The 18,375-nt window shown below is 70.8% G+C and carries 18 protein-coding genes; 5 read left to right on the forward strand and 13 right to left on the reverse strand.

Features of this window, described 5'->3' with window-relative positions; genetic code table 11:
• Positions 1-115 precede the first annotated feature (115 nt).
• A complete protein-coding gene (gene nucS / locus AVW11_RS00620; protein WP_076042882.1) occupies positions 116-787 on the forward strand; it encodes an endonuclease NucS in 672 nt (223 codons plus the stop codon).
• Positions 788-839: 52 nt separating this feature from the next.
• Here the strand turns inward: nucS and AVW11_RS00625 are convergent, their stop codons facing one another.
• The 3 genes from AVW11_RS00625 to AVW11_RS00635 form a co-directional block, all read right to left on the reverse strand.
• Positions 840-3,431 carry an ATP-binding protein gene (locus tag AVW11_RS00625; protein ID WP_076042883.1) on the reverse strand — a complete coding sequence of 864 codons (2,592 nt, stop codon included), beginning with the start codon at positions 3,429-3,431 and terminating at the stop codon, positions 840-842.
• A gap of 202 nt (positions 3,432-3,633) precedes the next feature.
• Entirely contained in the window at positions 3,634-3,957 is a 324-nt protein-coding gene (locus AVW11_RS00630) for an STAS domain-containing protein (RefSeq protein ID WP_076042884.1), read from the reverse strand.
• 171 nt (positions 3,958-4,128) lie between these two features.
• Positions 4,129-4,977 carry a 3-hydroxyacyl-CoA dehydrogenase family protein gene (locus tag AVW11_RS00635; RefSeq protein WP_060176791.1) on the reverse strand — a complete coding sequence of 283 codons (849 nt, stop codon included), beginning with the start codon at positions 4,975-4,977 and terminating at the stop codon, positions 4,129-4,131.
• Positions 4,978-5,238: 261 nt separating this feature from the next.
• Here AVW11_RS00635 and AVW11_RS00640 point away from each other — a divergent pair, with 261 nt between their 5' ends.
• A complete protein-coding gene (locus AVW11_RS00640; protein WP_030853632.1) occupies positions 5,239-5,811 on the forward strand; it encodes a cob(I)yrinic acid a,c-diamide adenosyltransferase in 573 nt (190 codons plus the stop codon).
• Between the two features lie 17 nt (positions 5,812-5,828).
• Here AVW11_RS00640 and AVW11_RS00645 read toward each other — a convergent pair whose 3' ends face one another.
• Positions 5,829-6,401 (reverse strand): hypothetical protein, encoded by a 573-nt coding sequence (locus AVW11_RS00645; protein ID WP_030853629.1) that lies wholly within the window; start codon positions 6,399-6,401, stop codon positions 5,829-5,831.
• A 163-nt stretch (positions 6,402-6,564) separates the two neighbouring features.
• Between AVW11_RS00645 and AVW11_RS00650 the strand changes: the two genes are divergently transcribed.
• The 3 genes from AVW11_RS00650 (at position 6,565) to AVW11_RS00660 (ending at position 10,426) form a co-directional block, all read left to right on the forward strand.
• Positions 6,565-7,749: a sensor histidine kinase gene (locus AVW11_RS00650; protein ID WP_420713410.1), complete on the forward strand. Its 1,185-nt coding sequence runs from the start codon at positions 6,565-6,567 to the stop codon at positions 7,747-7,749.
• A complete protein-coding gene (locus AVW11_RS00655) occupies positions 7,746-8,399 on the forward strand; it encodes a response regulator (RefSeq protein WP_060176790.1) in 654 nt (217 codons plus the stop codon). The genes AVW11_RS00650 and AVW11_RS00655 overlap by 4 nt, the downstream gene beginning before the upstream one ends.
• Positions 8,400-8,524: 125 nt before the next feature.
• Positions 8,525-10,426: a glycoside hydrolase family 18 chitinase gene (locus tag AVW11_RS00660; protein WP_078095094.1), complete on the forward strand. Its 1,902-nt coding sequence runs from the start codon at positions 8,525-8,527 to the stop codon at positions 10,424-10,426.
• A 107-nt stretch (positions 10,427-10,533) separates the two neighbouring features.
• On the opposite strand, the gene AVW11_RS00665 is transcribed toward AVW11_RS00660, so the two are convergent.
• The 9 genes from AVW11_RS00665 to atpB form a co-directional block, all read right to left on the reverse strand.
• Positions 10,534-10,980: a DUF2550 domain-containing protein gene (locus tag AVW11_RS00665; protein ID WP_030853617.1), complete on the reverse strand. Its 447-nt coding sequence runs from the start codon at positions 10,978-10,980 to the stop codon at positions 10,534-10,536.
• A gap of 192 nt (positions 10,981-11,172) precedes the next feature.
• Positions 11,173-11,544, reverse strand: a complete 372-nt coding sequence (locus tag AVW11_RS00670) for a F0F1 ATP synthase subunit epsilon (protein ID WP_030027381.1) — start codon at positions 11,542-11,544, stop codon at positions 11,173-11,175.
• A gap of 140 nt (positions 11,545-11,684) precedes the next feature.
• The gene (atpD, locus tag AVW11_RS00675) at positions 11,685-13,127 is read right to left on the reverse strand and encodes a F0F1 ATP synthase subunit beta (protein WP_030768913.1); all 1,443 of its coding nucleotides are present in this window, start codon (positions 13,125-13,127) and stop codon (positions 11,685-11,687) included.
• Positions 13,127-14,044 (reverse strand): F0F1 ATP synthase subunit gamma, encoded by a 918-nt coding sequence (locus AVW11_RS00680; RefSeq protein ID WP_030853614.1) that lies wholly within the window; start codon positions 14,042-14,044, stop codon positions 13,127-13,129. The genes atpD and AVW11_RS00680 overlap by 1 nt, the downstream gene beginning before the upstream one ends.
• A gap of 20 nt (positions 14,045-14,064) precedes the next feature.
• Entirely contained in the window at positions 14,065-15,660 is a 1,596-nt protein-coding gene (gene atpA, locus AVW11_RS00685) for a F0F1 ATP synthase subunit alpha (protein WP_030660299.1), read from the reverse strand.
• A gap of 129 nt (positions 15,661-15,789) precedes the next feature.
• Positions 15,790-16,605, reverse strand: a complete 816-nt coding sequence (locus AVW11_RS00690) for a F0F1 ATP synthase subunit delta (protein ID WP_030853611.1) — start codon at positions 16,603-16,605, stop codon at positions 15,790-15,792.
• A complete protein-coding gene (locus tag AVW11_RS00695) occupies positions 16,602-17,144 on the reverse strand; it encodes a F0F1 ATP synthase subunit B (protein ID WP_030826858.1) in 543 nt (180 codons plus the stop codon). The genes AVW11_RS00690 and AVW11_RS00695 overlap by 4 nt, the downstream gene beginning before the upstream one ends.
• Before the next feature lie 37 nt (positions 17,145-17,181).
• Positions 17,182-17,409 carry an ATP synthase subunit c family protein gene (locus AVW11_RS00700; RefSeq protein ID WP_046776171.1) on the reverse strand — a complete coding sequence of 76 codons (228 nt, stop codon included), beginning with the start codon at positions 17,407-17,409 and terminating at the stop codon, positions 17,182-17,184.
• 80 nt (positions 17,410-17,489) lie between these two features.
• On the reverse strand, positions 17,490-18,296 hold the full coding sequence (gene atpB, locus AVW11_RS00705; RefSeq protein ID WP_046776170.1) for a F0F1 ATP synthase subunit A: 807 nt from the start codon (positions 18,294-18,296) through the stop codon (positions 17,490-17,492).
• Between the last annotated feature and the right edge of the window lie 79 nt (positions 18,297-18,375).

The following is an 18,375-nucleotide window of genomic DNA, read 5'->3' on the forward strand; positions in this document are numbered from 1 at the left end:
GTAGGCGCCCACTGGGTGACGCACCAGGAGAATGCGCATACAACGCGCCATCGGCGAACGGGGCTTTCAGGGGCGAATCGCGTGGAGGGCCGTAGGTCGAGTAGCGTTGCCGACCATGCGTCTCGTGATTGCCCGCTGCTCCGTCGACTATGCGGGCCGGCTCACCGCCCACCTGCCCTCGGCACCCCGTCTGATCCTCGTGAAGGCCGACGGCAGTGTCTCGATCCACGCGGACGACCGGGCGTACAAACCGCTCAACTGGATGTCGCCGCCGTGCACCCTCAAAGAGGGGAGCGGGGACGACACCGGTGTGTGGACGGTCGTCAACAAGGCGGGCGAGAGGCTCATCATCACCATGGAAGAAGTCCTCCACGACTCCTCCCACGAGCTCGGCACCGACCCGGGGCTCATCAAGGACGGCGTGGAGGCGCACCTCCAGGAGCTGCTCGCCGACCGCATCGAAACGCTGGGCGAGGGCTACACCCTGATCCGCCGCGAGTACATGACGGCGATCGGCCCGGTGGACATCCTGTGCCGGGACGCCTCGGGCGCGACGGTGGCCGTGGAGATCAAGCGGCGCGGCGAGATCGACGGCGTGGAGCAGCTGACCCGCTACCTGGAGCTGCTCAACCGCGATCCGCACCTGGCCCCGGTCCGGGGCGTGTTCGCCGCGCAGGAGATCAAGCCGCAGGCGAAGGTGCTGGCGGCGGACCGCGGGATGGACTGCGTGGTCCTGGACTACGACGCCCTGCGCGGCATCGAGGACGACAAGCTCCGGCTGTTCTGACCCCGCCGGAAACGAAGCGGCTCCGTCCGGCAGGACGGAGCCGTCGGCGTTCTCAGGGGGTGGTGACCGGCGAGGTGGCGGTGGCCGTGCCCGTTCCCCCGCCGGTGGCCGTGGGGGACGGCGCGACGGTCTCCGTCGGCTCCTGGGTCGGCGCCTGGGAGGTCGTCGGGGACGAGGAGGACGTCGGCGCCTGCGAGTTCGGGGGCGTCGTGGAGGGGCGCCGGGACGGGGTGCGGCCGGGCGTGCGGCCGGGGGTCGGGGCGGCGCTCACGCCGGGGGCGGGGGCCGTGGACCCCTGCGAGGGCGCCGACGCGGGCTGCTCCGGCGCAGGATCGTCCCCTTCGGTCTCCTGGACCGTCGAGGGCGTCCTGGAGGCTTCCGGGGTCGAGGACACCGCGGGGCCCTGCGCCGGCGGCTCGCTGTCCGAGGAGCTCATCGCGAAGCTGACGACCGTACCCAGCGCAACCGCCGTCAGCGCTCCCGCGGCGGCCAGCAGCACGAGCTTGCGGCGGCCGGCGTCCCGGGCGGGCCGCACGGCCGGGACCGGGGCCGCGGGGGCGGGCGCGTCCTGCTTCGGCGACAGCGGGAAGGCGTCCTCGAACACCGCCGACAGCGTCGTGGGCGGCTCAGTGCTCCGGTTCACCGGCACCACGGGGGTCATCCGTGTGACCGCCTCGGCGGACACCGGGCCCGGGGGGACGGCGGCAGCGGCGGGGTCCGCCGCGGGCGCCCCGGCGGTCGGCGGCGAGGCGGGCAGGGCCGCAGTCGCCCGGACGGCCGGGAAGGGCCGGGTGCCCGCCGCCGGCCGGGCGGCGGAGGTCCGGCCGTCGGCGGAGGTCCTGTCGGCGGCAGAGGTCCTGTCGGCGGCCGGGGTGGCCACGGTCGCCGCCTCGGCGGCGGGGGTCGCCACCGTCACGGCCTCCGGGGCCGCGGCGGGCGCTTCCAGGCGCAGCGGCGGCGACGCCGCCGCCCCCGCGGCCTCGCCGTCCACGACCAGCGCCAGCGCCCGCCGGCCCGCCACCGTGCCCCGCTTGTCGGCCAGCGCGCCCCGCAGCCCGATCGAGGTCTCCAGCTCGGCGCGGGCCCGGTCGAGCCGCCCCTCGCACAGGGCGAGCACGCCGAGCTCGTGGTGGAAGTAGGCCTGCTCGGCGACCTCTCCCGCCTTGCGCGCGGCTTCCGCCCCCGAGCGCAGCACCCGCTCCCAGGCCTCCCAGTGCAGCGAGGCGGCGAACGCGGGGGCGGCCGTACGCGCCAGCACCGCCGCGGCCACCACGTCGGCGCCGGCCAGCGCCGCGAGCACCGCGTCCGCCTCCGCCGCCACCCGCTCCGGGACCACCGAGGCGTGCCCGGTCCACCACGCGTAGTGCCGTGCGGCCGTACGGGCCTCCTCCGACGCGGTGTCCCCGTAGCCGACGTCCTCGAGCTGGCGGGCGACGCCTGCGGCCAGCCGGTAGCGCGTCCCGACGGGCGTCAGCAGCCCGCAGGCCAGCAGTTCGGCCACCGCCGTGTCGGCGTGGGTGTCCCCGACGAGCGCCGGCAGGTGGGCGTGGTGCGGCAGTTCGCCGCCGAGCGCGCACGCGATCCGCAGGGCCGCCCGCGCCGACTCGCTGACCCGCGAGGCCAGCAGCTCGGCGGGGGCCGCACCCTCGGCGAGCGTCGGCAGCGGCACCGCTGCGCCGTCGCGCGGGCGCTCCTCGAAGACGCCCGGCTCCTCCTCGTCGTCGTCCTCGTCGCTGTGGTTGAGCTCGTCGCGCTGGCGCAGCATCGCGGCGGCCTGTACGAAGCGCAGCGGCAGCCCCTCGGAGGCGAAGCTCAGGTCGCCCGCCCAGGCGGCCTCCTCGTCCGTCAGCGGGCGCCCCACGCCCGCCTCCAGCAGGGCCGCGCAGTCGGCCTTGCCCAGGCCGGTGAGGAAGACCTCCTCGATGTGGGAGTCGTCGGAGGGGGCCTTGGTGTCGGGGGTGGCCGCCAGCAGGTAGGCGCATTCGGGGGTGGCGCGCAGCAGTTCGTCGAGCGCGCTCCCGCCCATCTCCAGGTCGTCGAGGAGGACGACGGCGCCGATGTCGCGGACGCGGGCGAGGAGCTCGTCGCGTGCGGGGCGTTCCCGCGGGGCCTCGTACACGGTCGCGTAGAGCGCGTGGAGCAGTTCTGCGGGCTGCTGGTGCCCGTGGCCGCTGAGCCGTACGACGCCGTCGGGCGCGACGGACGCGCACCGGGCGGCGACCGCGTCGAGCAGCGCGCTGCGGCCGGAGCCGGAAGGACCGGTCAGGCGGACGGAGCGGCCGCGGCCGAGGAGCCGGACGAGCCGCTCCAGCTCCTCGTCGCGTGCGAGCAGGGGCCGGGCGGATATCGGGGACCCCGGCAGGACGGGCGGCCGCGCCGCGGCGTCCCGGGCCGCGCGGCCGGCGGCGTCGCGCCTGGCGGGGCGGGCGCGCTCGCTGCCCGGCCGCAGCGGTTCGATCTCGCTGCCGTCGACGGGGTTGACGGTGAGGGTGAAGTCGCCGGCGGTCAGCGTCACGACCCGCGCGGGCCCCGCGGGCCCGCGCGATCCCGCCCCGGGGGACGCGGGCGCGGCGGCGGGGGCGGGCGCGGCGGGGCCGCCCGCGGCCTGCTCGTCCCGCTCGCTCTGCCCTTGTGTACGGTCCATGACCCAGTCCCCCGATCGCGGGCCGCGCGCCTCGCCGTCGTACCGCCCGGCCGTTGCGCACCCGCTGTCGCCACTGGTCCGGTTTCCGCCCGAACCCTAGACCGTGGCCGGTCGTGCGGGAAACCGCAGGGGCTCGATCACCACCGGACCGTTACTTTCCGCAGGAAATGCAAAGGTCAGCGGCTTGCGGATCGGACCGGGGTCAGACGCGGGGAAGGGACTCGGCTTCCAGGCCGCCTTCGATCGCGAGGATCCGGTGCAGCCGGGTCGCCACCAGCAGCCGCTGCATCTGCGGCGGCACCCCGCGCAGGACGAGGCGGCGTCCGGTCCGGCCGGCCCTGCGGTGCGCGCCCATGATCACGCCGAGGCCGGTCGCGTCCCAGGAGTCGAGCCCGGTGAGGTCGAGCACGAGGTCGCCCTTGCCGTCGTCGAGGGCGGAGTGGAGGGCCGTACGGGCGTCCGCCGCGCTGCGCACGTCGAGGCGGCCCCCGACAGCGAGTTCGGCGTGGTCGCCCCTGATGTGCATGTGTACTCCCGCAGTACTGCGTACGTATGGCAACTGGTCCGTGGTCGGCAACTCTCACTGCAACTGACTGCCGCGCGGGCAGGGAAGTTGCCGACCGTGAGCGAACCGATACCTAATTCACCCTGACGGGTGAAGGCATTCGAACGATGGCGCTCAGTGGCTGGACCGTTCTCAGTGCTTGTAGAAACCCTGGCCGCTCTTGCGGCCGATGTCCCCGGCGTCCACCATGCGGCGCATGAGCTCCGGCGGCGCGAACTTCTCGTCCTGGGACTCGGTGTAGATGTTGCTGGTGGCGTGCAGCAGGATGTCGACGCCGGTGAGGTCGGCGGTGGCCAGCGGGCCCATGGCGTGACCGAAGCCCAGCTTGCAGGCGATGTCGATGTCCTCGGCGGAGGCGACGCCCGATTCGTACAGCTTGGCGGCCTCGACGACCAGCGCGGAGATCAGACGGGTCGTCACGAAGCCGGCGACGTCGCGGTTGACGACGATGCAGGTCTTGCCGACGGACTCGGCGAACGCCCGCGTGGTGGCGAGGGTCTCGTCGCTCGTCTTGTAACCGCGGACCAGCTCGCACAGCTGCATCATCGGGACGGGCGAGAAGAAGTGCGCGCCGACGACCCGCTCCGGGCGCTCCGTCACGGCCGCGATCTTGGTGATCGGGATGGCGGAGGTGTTGGAGGCGAGGACGGCGTCCTCACGCACGATCTTGTCGAGGGCGCGGAAGATCTCGTGCTTGATCTCGATCTTCTCGAAGGCCGCTTCCACCACGATGTCGACGTCGGCGACCGCGTCCAGGTCGGTGGTCGTCGTGATGCGGGCGAGCGCCGCCTCGGCGTCCTCGGCCGTCAGCCTGCCCTTGGAGACGAACTTGTCGTACGAGGCCTTGATCCCGTCCGTGCCCCGGGTCAGCGCCGCGTCGGTGACATCGCGCAGCACGACGTCCCATCCCGCCTGCGCGGAGACCTGAGCGATCCCGGAACCCATGAGTCCCGCACCGATGACGGCGAGCTTCCCAGCCACTGCACACCCCTCGTTGTTCTCAAATACGGCACGGCTTCGCAGCCACTCCGGCGGAGACTAGCGCCCGGGGGGTGCGGTGTGACCGCGAAGTAACACGCGTCACGTCTCAGATGACGGACATCACACCGGTCCGGCCCAGCAGCCCTGCCCCGCCGTCCAGTTCATGTGACGTGGGTCCCGGCGTACCGCCCGGCCCGTGCGCCCCGCGGCGGCGGCCGCCCGACCGGCCGCGCCCCCGGCGGGCCCGTCTACCCTGGCCGCATGGTGAACCTCACGCGCATCTACACCCGTACCGGCGACAAGGGCACGACCGCCCTGGGCGACATGAGCCGCACGGCCAAGACCGACCTGCGGATCTCCGCGTACGCCGACGCCAACGAGGCCAACGCGGCCATCGGGACGGCCATCGCGCTGGGCGCCCTCCCCGCCGAGGTCGTGAAGGTCCTGGTGCGGGTGCAGAACGACCTGTTCGACGTCGGCGCGGACCTGTGCACCCCGGTGGTCGAGAACCCGGAGTACCCGCCGCTGCGCGTGGAGCAGTTCTACGTCGACAAGCTGGAGGCCGACTGCGACCTCTTCCTGGAGCAGGTGGAGAAGCTGCGCAGCTTCATCCTGCCCGGCGGCGCCCCCGGGGCGGCCCTGCTGCACCAGGCCTGCACGGTGGTCCGGCGCGCCGAGCGGTCGACGTGGGCGGCGCTGGAGGTGCACGGCGAGACGATGAACCCGCTCACCGCCACTTACCTCAACCGCCTCTCCGACCTCCTGTTCATCCTGGCCCGGGTGGCCAACAAGGAGGTCGGGGACGTGCTGTGGGTGCCGGGCGGCGAGCGGTAGCCCGCACGCGGCCGCTGTCAGCGGGACTTCACCGGCGAACGCCGGTCCTCCTCCGCGTCCGCCGGGGCCTTGCTCGGCCACACCGTGTAGGCGACGGCGACGAGGGCGTGGATGCCGGCCACGCGCAGGGCACCGGCCTGCCAGGCCCGCAGCGAACTGATGTCGCCCGCGTCGCCCACGTACCAGATCGCCGCCTGGAGCAGGCCGACGCCGACGGCCGCGGCGAGGACCGTCCGGGCCCACAGCTTCCACTCGTGCGCGGCCCGGGCCCTGCCGTAGCCGGCCCCCGCCGGCTTGGGGCCGCCGGCCAGCCGGTGGGCGGCGTGCCCGTCGAGCCACTTGATCGTGTAGTGGCCGTAGGCGACGGTGTAGCCGATGTAGAGGGCGGCCACGCCGTGCTTCCAGTCCGGCTCGGCGCCGTTCTTCAGGTCGATCGTGGTCACGACGAGCAGGACCAGCTCCATCAGCGGCTCGCACAGCAGGACCGCGGCCCCCAGCCGGGGCATCTTGGCGAGGTAACGCAGGGCGAGTCCCGCCGCCAGCAGGACCCAGAAGCCGATCTCACAGGCGATGATCAGCGCGACGATCACGGGACTCTCCGTCCGCTCGGGTTGGTCGTTCCCCTCAAGGCTCCCGTCCGGCTCCGCCCGATTCGTCGTCGCGAATGACCATGTGCGTCTGCACCCTTCGATGTACCCGCACCTCGGCCGCTCCGCCGAGGTGCGGGGCGCGTACACCCTGTTGGATGGGACCGTGACCGAGAAGAGCCTGCGCCCCCACCGTGACGACGTCCTCCTCGCGGTGGTCAGCGTGGCCGCGGGCCTGGTGTTCTGGTCGCTCGGTGTCTACAGCAACCCGGCCCGCGGCTCCCTGCCGGCCTGGGCCGCCCTGGTGCCCCTGGTGGTGCTCGGCGCCATGGAGCTGCTGCGCCGCACCGCCCCGCAGGTGACCCTGATCGTCGGCACGGCGGGGGTGATCGCCGACCAGTTCACCGTCGGCAGCCTCGCCACCGTCGTGATCTTCACGGACCTGATGTACGCCGCCGCCGTGTACGGAAAACCGGCCATGGCCCGGCGGCTCCCGGTGACCACCGGGCTGATCACCGTCGTCATCACCATCGCCTCGCTGGCCTGGCTGCGCACCCCGCAGGCCCTGCTGATCGGCGCGGTCACCGGCATCGTGAGCTTCGCCCCGGCGTTGACCGGAGCCACCCTGCGCAACCACCGCGAGGCCGCCGAGGCCGCCCGGCTGCGCGCCGAGCAGACGGCGCTGCTGGCCGAGATGGACCGCAGCCAGGCCGTCGCCGCCGAGCGCGCCCGGATGGCCCGGGAACTGCACGACATGGTGGCCAACCACCTCTCGGCGATCGCCATCCACTCGACCGCCGCGCTCTCCATCGACACGGCGGGCACCAGCCGCGACGCGCTCGGGGTGATCCGCGAGAACAGCGTGCAGGGGCTGGCCGAGATGCGCCGCCTGATCGGGCTGCTGCGGGATGCCGGGGGCGGCCAGGAGGCGGTCGCGGTGCCCTCGCTGGACGGCCTCGACGCCCTGGTCGGGCAGGCCGGGACCAACGGCTCGGCGAGCGGGCTGACCTTCGTCCTGCACGACGACCGGCCGCCCGGGGAGCCCGCGGCGGCCCCGGTGGAGCTGGCCGCGTACCGGATCGTCCAGGAGTCCCTGACCAACGCCCTCAAGCACGCGGCCCCCGGCACGGTGACGGTCCGCGTGGCGCACGAGGACGGGCTGCTGAGCGTGGTGGTGGACTCCCCCTACGGGGAGCGCCCCGGGCCGCGCGCCCCGGGTTCGGGCGCCGGGCTGATCGGGATGAGGGAGCGGACGGAACTGCTGGGCGGGACGTTCACGGCGGGCCGGACCGGCAGCGTGTGGCGCGTGCGGGCGACCCTGCCCGCGGAGGAGAAGGCGGTGGAGATGTGACGATCCGGGTGGTGGTGGCCGAGGACCAGGCCGCGGTGCGGGCCGGGCTGGTGCTCATCCTGCGCAGTGCGGGCGACATCGAGGTGGTGGGTGAGGCGGCCGACGGGGAGGAGGCGGTGCGCCTGGCCCGGGAGCTGCGGCCGGATCTCGTCCTCATGGATGTGCAGATGCCCCGGCTGGACGGGGTGTCCGCGACCCGCGTGGTGGTCGAGGAGGGCTTGGCGGACGTGCTGGTGCTGACCACGTTCGACCTCGACGAGTACGTCTTCGGGGCGCTGCGGGCGGGCGCCTGCGGCTTCCTGCTGAAGAACGCGGACGCGGCGGAGCTGATGGAGGCGGTACGGACCGTCGCGCGCGGGGAGGGCCTGATCGCCCCGGCGGTCACCAGGCGGCTGATCGCGGAGTTCGCGGCGCCGCGTCCGGCACGGGGCGGTCCGGCGCCGGAGCGGGCGGCGGCGGTCGCCTCCCTCACCCCGCGGGAGCGGGAGGTGCTGGGCGCGCTGGGCGAGGGGTTGTCGAACGCCGAGATCGCCGAACGCCTGGGCATGGCGGAGGCGACGGCGAAGACGCACGTCAGCCGCCTGCTCGGCAAGCTGGAACTGCGCAGCCGACTCCAAGCCGCGGTCTTGGCGCAGGAGTTGGGCATCTAGCGGACGACGGGCGGCACCGGTCTGGACCTCTTGACGGTTGGTCCAGACCTTTCTACTCTCACGGCAACACTGTGGTGAGCGTGCCATGACAAAGCGTGCTCACGGGCGGCGCAGGTCCCACCCCCATGTCGACGTCGGCCCCACGACGGCGACGGACCTACGGAGGAGCACCCTTGAGCACAGCATCCCCACCCCCCACCAGGCGCACCCGGTTCTTCACCAAAGTCGCGGCGGTCGTCGCCGTGCTCGCCCTGCCGGTCACCGGGCTCGTGGCCCTGGCCGGCCCGGCCCAGGCCGCCGCGTCCGCGACCGCGACGTACACCAAGGTCTCCGACTGGGGTTCCGGCTTCGAGGGCAAGTGGGTGGTGAAGAACACCGGCACCACCACGCTCAGCAGCTGGACCGTGGAGTGGGACTACCCGGCGGGCACCTCGGTCACCTCTGCCTGGGACGCCACCGTGACGAGCTCGGGCACCCACTGGACCGCCAAGAACGTCGGCTGGAACGGCACCCTCGCCCCCGGGGCCACCGCCAGCTTCGGCTTCAACGGCTCCGGATCCGGCGCCCCCAGCGGCTGCAAGATCAACGGTGCCTCCTGCGACGGCGGCACCCAGCCCGGCGACAATCCCCCCACGGCTCCCGGCGCCCCCTCCGCGAGCAACGTCGCCGACACCTCGCTGACCCTGGCCTGGACCCCGGCCACCGACGACAAGGGCGTCAAGAACTACGACGTCTACCGGGGCTCCGCCAAGATCGCCACGGTCACCGGGACCAGCTACGCGGACTCGGGCCTGACCAAGGGCACGACGTACACCTACAGCGTCACCGCCCGCGACACCGCCGACCAGACCGGCCCCTCCTCCGGCTCCACCACGGTCACCACGACCGGCGGGGTGATCCCCCCGGACCCGGGCGGCAAGGTCAAGCTCGGCTACTTCACCAACTGGGGTGTCTACGGACGCAACTACCACGTGAAGAACCTGGTCACCTCGGGCACGGCGGGCAAGATCACGCACATCAACTACGCCTTCGGCAACGTCCAGAACGGCCAGTGCACGATCGGTGACGCCTACGCCGACTACGACAAGGCCTACACGGCCGACCAGAGCGTCGACGGCGTCGCCGACACCTGGGACCAGCCGCTGCGCGGCAACTTCAACCAGCTGCGCAAGCTGAAGAAGGCCTACCCGAACATCAAGATCCTGTGGTCCTTCGGCGGCTGGACCTGGTCCGGCGGCTTCCCGCAGGCCGCCGCCAACCCGACCGCCTTCGCCCAGTCCTGCTACAACCTGGTCGAGGACCCGCGCTGGGCCGACGTCTTCGACGGCATCGACCTGGACTGGGAGTACCCGAACGCCTGCGGCCTGTCCTGCGACAGCAGCGGCCCGGCCGCCTTCAAGAACCTCATGCAGGCCGTCAAGGCCCGGTTCGGCGCGAACAACCTGGTCACCGCGGCCATCACCGCCGACGCCTCGGACGGCGGCAAGATCGACAAGGCCGACTACGCGGGCGCCGCGCAGTACACCGACTTCTACAACGTCATGACGTACGACTTCTTCGGGGCCTGGGCGGCCCAGGGTCCGACCGCCCCGCACTCCCCGCTGACCTCGTACGCGGGCATCCCGCAGGCCGGCTTCAACTCGGCCGACGCCATCGCCAAGCTCAAGGCCAAGGGCGTGCCCGGCTCGAAGCTGAACCTCGGCATCGGCTTCTACGGCCGCGGCTGGACCGGCGTCACCCAGGCCGCCCCCGGCGGCACCGCCACCGGGCCGGCCCCGGGCACGTACGAGCAGGGCATCGAGGACTACAAGGTGCTCAAGAACAGCTGCCCGGCCACCGGCACCGTCGCCGGCACGGCCTACGCCAAGTGCGGCAGCAACTGGTGGAGCTACGACACCCCCGCCACCATCGCCGGCAAGATGACCTGGGCCAAGCAGCAGGGCCTGAGGGGAGCCTTCTACTGGGAGTTCAGCGGCGACACCGCCGGCGGTGAACTCGCGAACGCGGTCCACACCGGGCTCCAGTAGGCAGACGGAAGCCGGGGAGACGGGTCCGCCCCCGTCTCCCCGGCTTCTTCATGCCCGAAGGGTGTCTGGTGCTGTGACCGGCAAGGTGCACCGGGTCGCTCACAGCACTAGGCGACGTTCACCCGCTGGCCGGGCGGAGCCGCCTCCAGCCACGCCAGGAAGCCCGTCAGCGCGTCCTCGCTCATCGCCAGCTCCAGGCGCGTCCCCTGGTGGAGACAGCCGAGCACGACGGCGTCGGACAGCAGGGCCAGCTCCTCCTCGCCCTCCGGGGCGCGGCGGGCCAGGACCTCGATGGAGGAACGCTCCAGCAGCCGGCGCGGGCGCGGGGAGTACGAGAACACCCGGAACCACTCGATCCGGTCACCGCTGTAGCGCGCGACCCCGTAGACCCAGCCCTTGCCGGAGATGTCCGGCTCCTCGGACACCCCCCAGCGCATGCTGCAGTCGAAGGTGCCGCCGGACCGCTGGATCAGTCTGCGGCGCAGTCCGAAGACGAACAGCCCGATCACCACCAGGGCTACGACCAGGCCGCTCACAAGCAGAGCGAGGAGCATCTTCACCGACCTCCTCGCTCATCGAATACACATGAGAAACGGGGGCCCCTCCCAGACGGAGTCCGGGGGAGGACCTGCATCGCCTCAGCCGCGACCCGGTCTGGAAAGTTCCAGAACGGACCGCGGCTGAGGTCTGCCGAGTCCCGAAGGTCGCCCCCCCCGGGATTCAGCGGTTGAAACTCCGACGGGCGGTCAGCCCGTTACGGCGCGCAGCCGGACATCCGCGCGACGCTCGGCGGCCGCGTCGGCCTCCGCCTTCGCGCGCTCCAGTGCCCGCTCCGCACGCTGGACATCGATCTCGTCCGCGAGCTCGGCGATCTCGGCCAGCAGGGACAGCTTGTTGTCCGCGAACGAGATGAATCCGCCGTGCACCGCGGCGATGACAGTGTTGCCCTCGCTGGTGCGGATGGTCACCGGGCCCGATTCCAGCACACCGAGAAGCGGCTGGTGACCGGGCATGACGCCGATGTCGCCGGACGTGGTGCGGGCGACAACAAGGGTGGCCTCGCCGGACCAGACATTGCGGTCCGCCGCGACCAGCTCGACGTGCAGCTCAGCAGCCAAGGTGGCTCCTCGGGTCACCACCCGGCGGGTCGGCCGGGTGTTGGGTCAAATTCTAATGGGCGTGGGGAGAGGGACGGGACACACCCGCCCCTCTCGGTCGAACCTGCGAACCGGATGCGCTCCTCGCGGAGCGCGCCGGATCAGGAGACGCCCAGCTCCTTGGCGTTGGCCTTCAGGTCCTCGATGCCACCGCACATGAAGAACGCCTGCTCGGGGAAGTGGTCGTACTCACCGTCGCAGATCGCGTTGAACGCGGTGATCGACTCGTCGAGCGGAACGTCCGAACCGTCCACGCCGGTGAACTGCTTGGCGACGTGGGTGTTCTGCGACAGGAAGCGCTCGACGCGGCGGGCACGGTGGACAACGAGCTTGTCCTCCTCGCCCAGCTCGTCGATACCGAGGATCGCGATGATGTCCTGGAGGTCCTTGTACTTCTGCAGGATCCCCTTGACACGCATGGCGGCCGCGTAGTGGTCCGCCGCGATGTACCGCGGGTCGAGGATGCGGGACGTGGAGTCCAGCGGGTCCACGGCCGGGTAGATGCCCTTCTCGGAGATCGGACGGGAGAGAACCGTCGTCGCGTCGAGGTGGGCGAAGGTGGTCGCCGGCGCCGGGTCGGTCAGGTCGTCCGCGGGGACGTAGATCGCCTGCATCGAGGTGATCGAGTGACCACGGGTCGAGGTGATGCGCTCCTGGAGGAGACCCATCTCGTCGGCCAGGTTCGGCTGGTAACCCACCGCGGAGGGCATACGGCCGAGCAGGGTCGACACCTCGGAACCCGCCTGGGTGTACCGGAAGATGTTGTCGATGAAGAAGAGCACGTCCTGCTTCTGAACATCGCGGAAGTACTCCGCCATGGTCAGGCCGGCCAGGGCGACGCGCAGACGGGTGCCCGGGGGCTCGTCCATCTGGCCGAAGACAAGGGCGGTCTTGTCGATGACGCCCGAGTCGCCCATCTCCTCGATGAGGTCGTTGCCCTCACGGGTGCGCTCACCGACGCCCGCGAACACCGACACACCGTCGTGGTTGTTGGCGACGCGGTAGATCATTTCCTGGATCAGAACGGTCTTGCCGACACCGGCACCACCGAACAGACCGATCTTTCCACCCTTGACGTACGGGGTGAGAAGGTCGATGACCTTGACGCCGGTCTCGAACATCTCCGTCTTGGACTCGAGCTCGTCGAAGCTCGGGGCCTTGCGGTGGATGGGCCAGCGCTCGGTGACCTCGGCGTTCGCCTCGGGGTAGTTGAGCACCTCACCCAGGGTGTTGAACACCTTGCCCTTGGTGAAGTCGCCGACGGGGACGGTGATGCCCTCGCCCGTGTCGGTCACCGGGGCCTGGCGGACCAGACCGTCGGTGGGCTGCATCGAGATCGTGCGGACCAGGCCGTCACCCAGGTGCTGGGCGACCTCAAGGGTCAGCGTCTTGAGCGCGCCGTCCTCGGCCGGGTCGGCGACCTGGACCTTCAGCGCGTTGTAGATTTCGGGCATCGCGTCGACGGGGAACTCCACGTCGACGACCGGGCCGATGACCCGGGCGATGCGGCCCGTGGCAGCGGCCGTCTCAACAGAGGTCGTCATTACTTGTCACTCCCCGCGGTCGCGTCGGCCATGGCGCTGGCGCCACCGACGATCTCGCTGATTTCCTGGGTGATTTCGGCCTGGCGGGCCGCGTTGGCAAGCCGGGAGAGGCTCTTGATGAGGTCCCCGGCGTTGTCGGTCGCCGACTTCATCGCGCGGCGGCGGGCGGCGTGCTCGGAAGCGGCCGACTGCAGCAGTGCGTTGTAGATCCGGCTCTCGACGTAGCGCGGCAGAAGGGCGTCGAGGACGTCCTCCGCCGACGGCTCGAACTCGAACAGCGGAAGGATCTCGCCCTTCGCACCGTCCTCCTCCGCAGCCTTGTCGAGGCTGAGCGGCAGCATCCGGCCGTCGACCGCGTTCTGCGTCATCATCGACACGAATTCCGTGTAGACGATGTGCAGCTCGTCGACGCCGCCCTCGGCCGTTTCCAGCTGGATGGCCTCGATCAGCGGACCCGCGACGCGCTTGGCGTCGGCGTAGGCCGGGCTGTCGGTGAAGCCGGTCCACGAGTCCGTGACCTTGCGCTCACGGAAGCCGTAGTAGGCGACACCCTTGCGGCCGACGATGTAGCTGTCGACTTCCTTGCCCTCGCCGCGCAGCCGCTCGGTGAGCCGCTCCGCCTGCTTGATGGCGTTCGAGGAGTAGCCGCCGGCCAGACCGCGGTCGCTCGTGATGAGCAGGACCGCGGCGCGGGTCGGCGTCTCCACCTCGGTGGTCAGGGCGTGCTTGTTGTTCGAGCCGGTCGCCACCGCGGTCACCGCACGGGTGAGCTCGGTCGCGTACGGCATCGACGCCGCCACCTTGCGCTGCGCCTTGACGATGCGCGAGGCGGCGATCATCTCCATCGCCTTGGTGATCTTCTTGGTCGCCGTGATGGCACGGATGCGACGCTTGTAGACCCGGAGCTGCGCTCCCATGAGTCAGGTCCCTTCCGTCGTCACTTGGAGACGTTGACGGCCGGCACGTCCTCGCCCAGGAGCTTGCCGTCCGAGGTCTCGAACTGGCGCTTGAAGGCCGCGATGGCGTCGGCGATCGAGCCGAGGGTGTCGTCCGACATCTTGCCGCCGTCGGCGATGGAGGTCAGGAGGTCCTTGCGCTCGCGGCGCAGGTGCTCCAGCAGCTCCGACTCGAAGCGACGGATGTCGGCGACCGGGACGTCGTCCATCTTGCCGGTGGTGCCGGCCCAGACGGAGACGACCTGCTCCTCGACGGGCATCGGCTGGTACTGGCCCTGCTTCAGCAGCTCGACCATGCGCTTGCCGCGCTCCAGCGAGGCCTTCGACGCGGCGTCCAGGTCGGAACCGAAGGCGGCGAACGCCTCCAGCTCGCGGTACTGGGCGAGGTCCACGCGGAGACGACCCGAAACCTGCTTCATCGCCTTGTGCTGGGCGGAGCCACCGACGCGGGAGACCGAGATACCGACGTTCAGCGCCGGGCGCTGGCCCGCGTTGAACAGGTCGGACTCCAGGAAGCACTGGCCGTCGGTGATGGAGATGACGTTGGTCGGGATGAACGCCGACACGTCGTTCGCCTTGGTCTCGACGATCGGCAGACCGGTCATCGAGCCGGCGCCCATCTCGTCGGACAGCTTCGCGCAGCGCTCCAGCAGACGGGAGTGCAGGTAGAAGACGTCACCCGGGTAGGCCTCACGGCCCGGCGGGCGGCGCAGCAGCAGCGACACGGCGCGGTAGGCGTCGGCCTGCTTCGACAGGTCGTCGAAGATGATCAGGACGTGCTTGCCGGCGTACATCCAGTGCTGGCCGATGGCGGAACCGGTGTACGGCGCCAGGTACTTGAAGCCGGCCGGGTCGGACGCCGGGGCGGCGACGATCGTCGTGTACTCGAGCGCGCCGGCCTCTTCCAGGGCGCCGCGAACGGACGCGATGGTCGAGCCCTTCTGGCCGATGGCGACGTAGATGCAGCGGACCTGCTTGTTCACGTCGCCCGAGCGCCAGTTGTCGCGCTGGTTGATGATCGTGTCGACGGCCAGAGCGGTCTTGCCGGTCTGACGGTCACCAATGATCAGCTGACGCTGGCCACGGCCGATCGGCACCATCGCGTCGACGGCCTTGTAGCCGGTCTGCATGGGCTCGTGCACCGACTTACGGACCATGACGCCCGGGGCCTGCAGCTCGAGGGCGCGGCGGCCTTCGGTCGCGATCTCGCCGAGGCCGTCGATCGGGTTGCCGAGCGGGTCGACGACACGGCCGAGGTAGCCCTCGCCGACACCTACGGAGAGAACCTCACCGGTGCGCTGCACCGGCTGGCCCTCCTCGATACCGCTGAACTCGCCGAGGACGATCGCACCGATCTCGCGCTCCTCGAGGTTGAGGGCGAGACCGAGGGTGCCGTCCTCGAACTTCAGCAGCTCGTTCGCCATGGCGGAGGGCAGGCCCTCCACCTTCGCGATGCCGTCGCCGGCAACGCTGACCGTTCCGACCTCCTCGCGCGAGGCCGCGTCCGGCTGGTACGACTGGACAAAGTTCTCCAGTGCGTCCCGGATCTCCTCCGGCCGGATCGTGAGCTCCGCCATCTGGGTTCCCTGCTCTCCTTGTTGGGCCTGAAGCTTCTTAGGGGTCTGGGGGCGACCCCCAGGAATCTTCTGCAAGTTCTGCACGGCCCAACCGGGCCGCTAGGAATGCTTTGTACTTTTGGTGGCTGGTCAGCCGGCCATGCGGCGGGACGCCTCTGCGAGGCGGTCCGCGATGGTGCCGTCGATGACCTCGTCGCCGACTCGCACCGAGATCCCGCCGAGGACCTCGGGGTCCACGTCGAGGTTCAGGTGCATCTGGCGGCCGTACAGCTTGGCCAGCACCGCGCCGAGACGCTGCTTCTGCACGTCGCTGAGCGGAACCGCGCTGGTCACGGTGGCGACCATGCGGTCACGGCGCTCGGCGGCGAGCTTGGAAAGGGACTCGAGTCCCGCTTCCAGGCTACGTCCACGCGGGTGCGTGACAAGACGGATCACCAGGCGCTCGGTGACGGCGTTCACCTTGCCGCCGAGCAGGCTGCGCAGCAGCTGGCTCTTGGCGGAGGCGGTCGCCGCACGGTCGGTCAGCGCGGCACGCAGCTCGGTGCTCGAGGACACGATCCGGCCGAAGCGGAAGATCTCGTCCTCGACGTTGTCGAGCGCGCCGGCCTGCTGGGCCGCCGTGAGGTCGGCGGTGGCCGCCAGCTCCTCCAGCGAGTCCACCAGGTCGCGGGACTGCGACCAGCGGGACCGGGCCATGCCGGACACCAGGTCGAGGGTCTCCCCGCCGACCTGACCGCCGAGCAGCCGAGCGACGAGCTCGGCCTTGGCCTCGCCGGCCTGCGCCGGGTCCGTGATGACCCGACGCAGCGAGACCTCACGGTCGAGCAGCGCGGTGACAGCGGCCAGCTCACCGGCGAGCTTCGCCGCGTCGACGGACGTGCTGTCCGTCAGCGCGTCGAGACGCTCGCGCGCGGAGGCCAGCGCCTCGCGGCTCGCTCCGTTCATCGGGCCGCCTCGGCCTTCTCCTCAAGCTCGCTGAGGAAGCGGTCGATGGTGCGGCTCTGCCGGGCGTGGTCCTCGAGGGACTCGCCGACGAGCTTGCCGGCCAGGTCGGTGGCGAGCTTGCCCACGTCCTGACGCAGCGCCTGGGAGGCGGCCTTGCGGTCCGCCGCGATCTGGGCGTGGCCGGCAGCGATGATCTCCTCACGCTGCCGCTGGCCCTCTGCGCGCAGCTCTTCCTTCAGCGCAGTGCCCTGCTCCAGCGCTTCCTGGCGCAGGCGCGCGGCCTCGTGCCGAGCCTCGGCGAGCTGGGCCTTGTACTGCTCCAGGACGCTCTGGGCCTCGGTCTGAGCGGCTTCCGCCTTCTCGATACCGCCCTCGATGGCCTCGCGGCGCTCTTCCAGAACCTTGTTGATGTTCGGGAGGAGCTTCTTCGCGAGGAAACCGAAGACGATGACGAAGGCGATCAGACCGATGACGAGCTCGGGGATCGGCGGAACGAGGGGGTTTTGAGGCTCCTCGGCCGCGAGAACCAGGAGGTTCACATCAGTGCCTTTCGTCGATTCGGACTAGTCGTGTTCGTCAGGCGTAGACGAACGGCATGACCAGACCGATGAGGGCGAGCGCCTCACAGAAGGCGAAGCCGAGGATCTGGTTGGCGCGGATCAGACCGGCAGCTTCGGGCTGACGGGCGAGCGCCTGGGTGCCGTTACCGAAGATGATGCCGACGCCGACGCCGGGGCCGATCGCCGCGAGGCCGTAGCCAACGGAGCTGAGGGAACCGGTGACGGCAGCAAGGGTCTGGGACATGCCAGTTCTTCCTTCTCTTTCACGGACCGGTGGGGGTTGGCCACCGGACGACTGGGGGGATTGCTTGGAGCGGGCCGCGCTCAGTGGTGCTCGGCGAGCGCGCCCTGCAGGAAGCTGCAAGCCAGCAGCACGAAGACGTAGGCCTGGACGGCCTGGATGAAGAGCTCGAAGGCGGTCATCACGATGACCATCACGAACGAGACGCCCGCGTAGGCGATGCCGATCCCGTTCAGCAGGTACCAGCTGGCGATGGTGAACAGCAGCAGCAGGGTGTGACCGGCGAACATGTTCGCGAACAGTCGGACCGCGTGGGTGAAGGGGCGGACCAGGACGTTCGAGAAGAATTCGATCACCATGACCATCGGCAGAACCGGGCCGAGCGTCTTGTCGTAGCCCGTGATGTTCTTGAAGCCGCCGACGAAACCGTGGCGCTTGAAGGTCACCGACATCCACATGACGTAGATGACGAGGGCGAGACCGGCCGGGTACGCGATGACCGCGGTCACCGGGAACTGGGCGAGCGGGACGATGGACCAGAGGTTCATCATCCAGACGAAGAAGAACGTCGCGACCATGAAGGGGACGTACTTCTCGCCCTCCTTCTTGCCCAGCGTTTCGTAGACGATGCCGCGGCGCACGAAGTCGTAGCCGGCCTCGGCGACCATCTGCAGCTTGCCCGGGACGACCTTCGGCTTCCGGAACGCGGCCCAGAAGAAGGCGACGATGATGACCGAACCCAGCAGGGCCAGGAGCATCGTCTTGTTGAAGTACAGGCCGTCCGCATCGCCGAACATCGGCTTGAACAGGAACGAGTACAGGGTCGGGCCCGGGAAGCCGCAGCCAGTGCCGTCTTCGAAATGACAATTGATCTCGAAGGCGAGCGTCATGTCAGCAGCACTCACCGCAGGGCTCCTTCAGCGTGGCGCATAGGTACGGCAACCTCGTTGTGTCGGCGCGGCGCACAGC

This window comes from Streptomyces amritsarensis, assembly GCF_001953875.1.
Classification (GTDB): domain Bacteria; phylum Actinomycetota; class Actinomycetes; order Streptomycetales; family Streptomycetaceae; genus Streptomyces; species Streptomyces amritsarensis.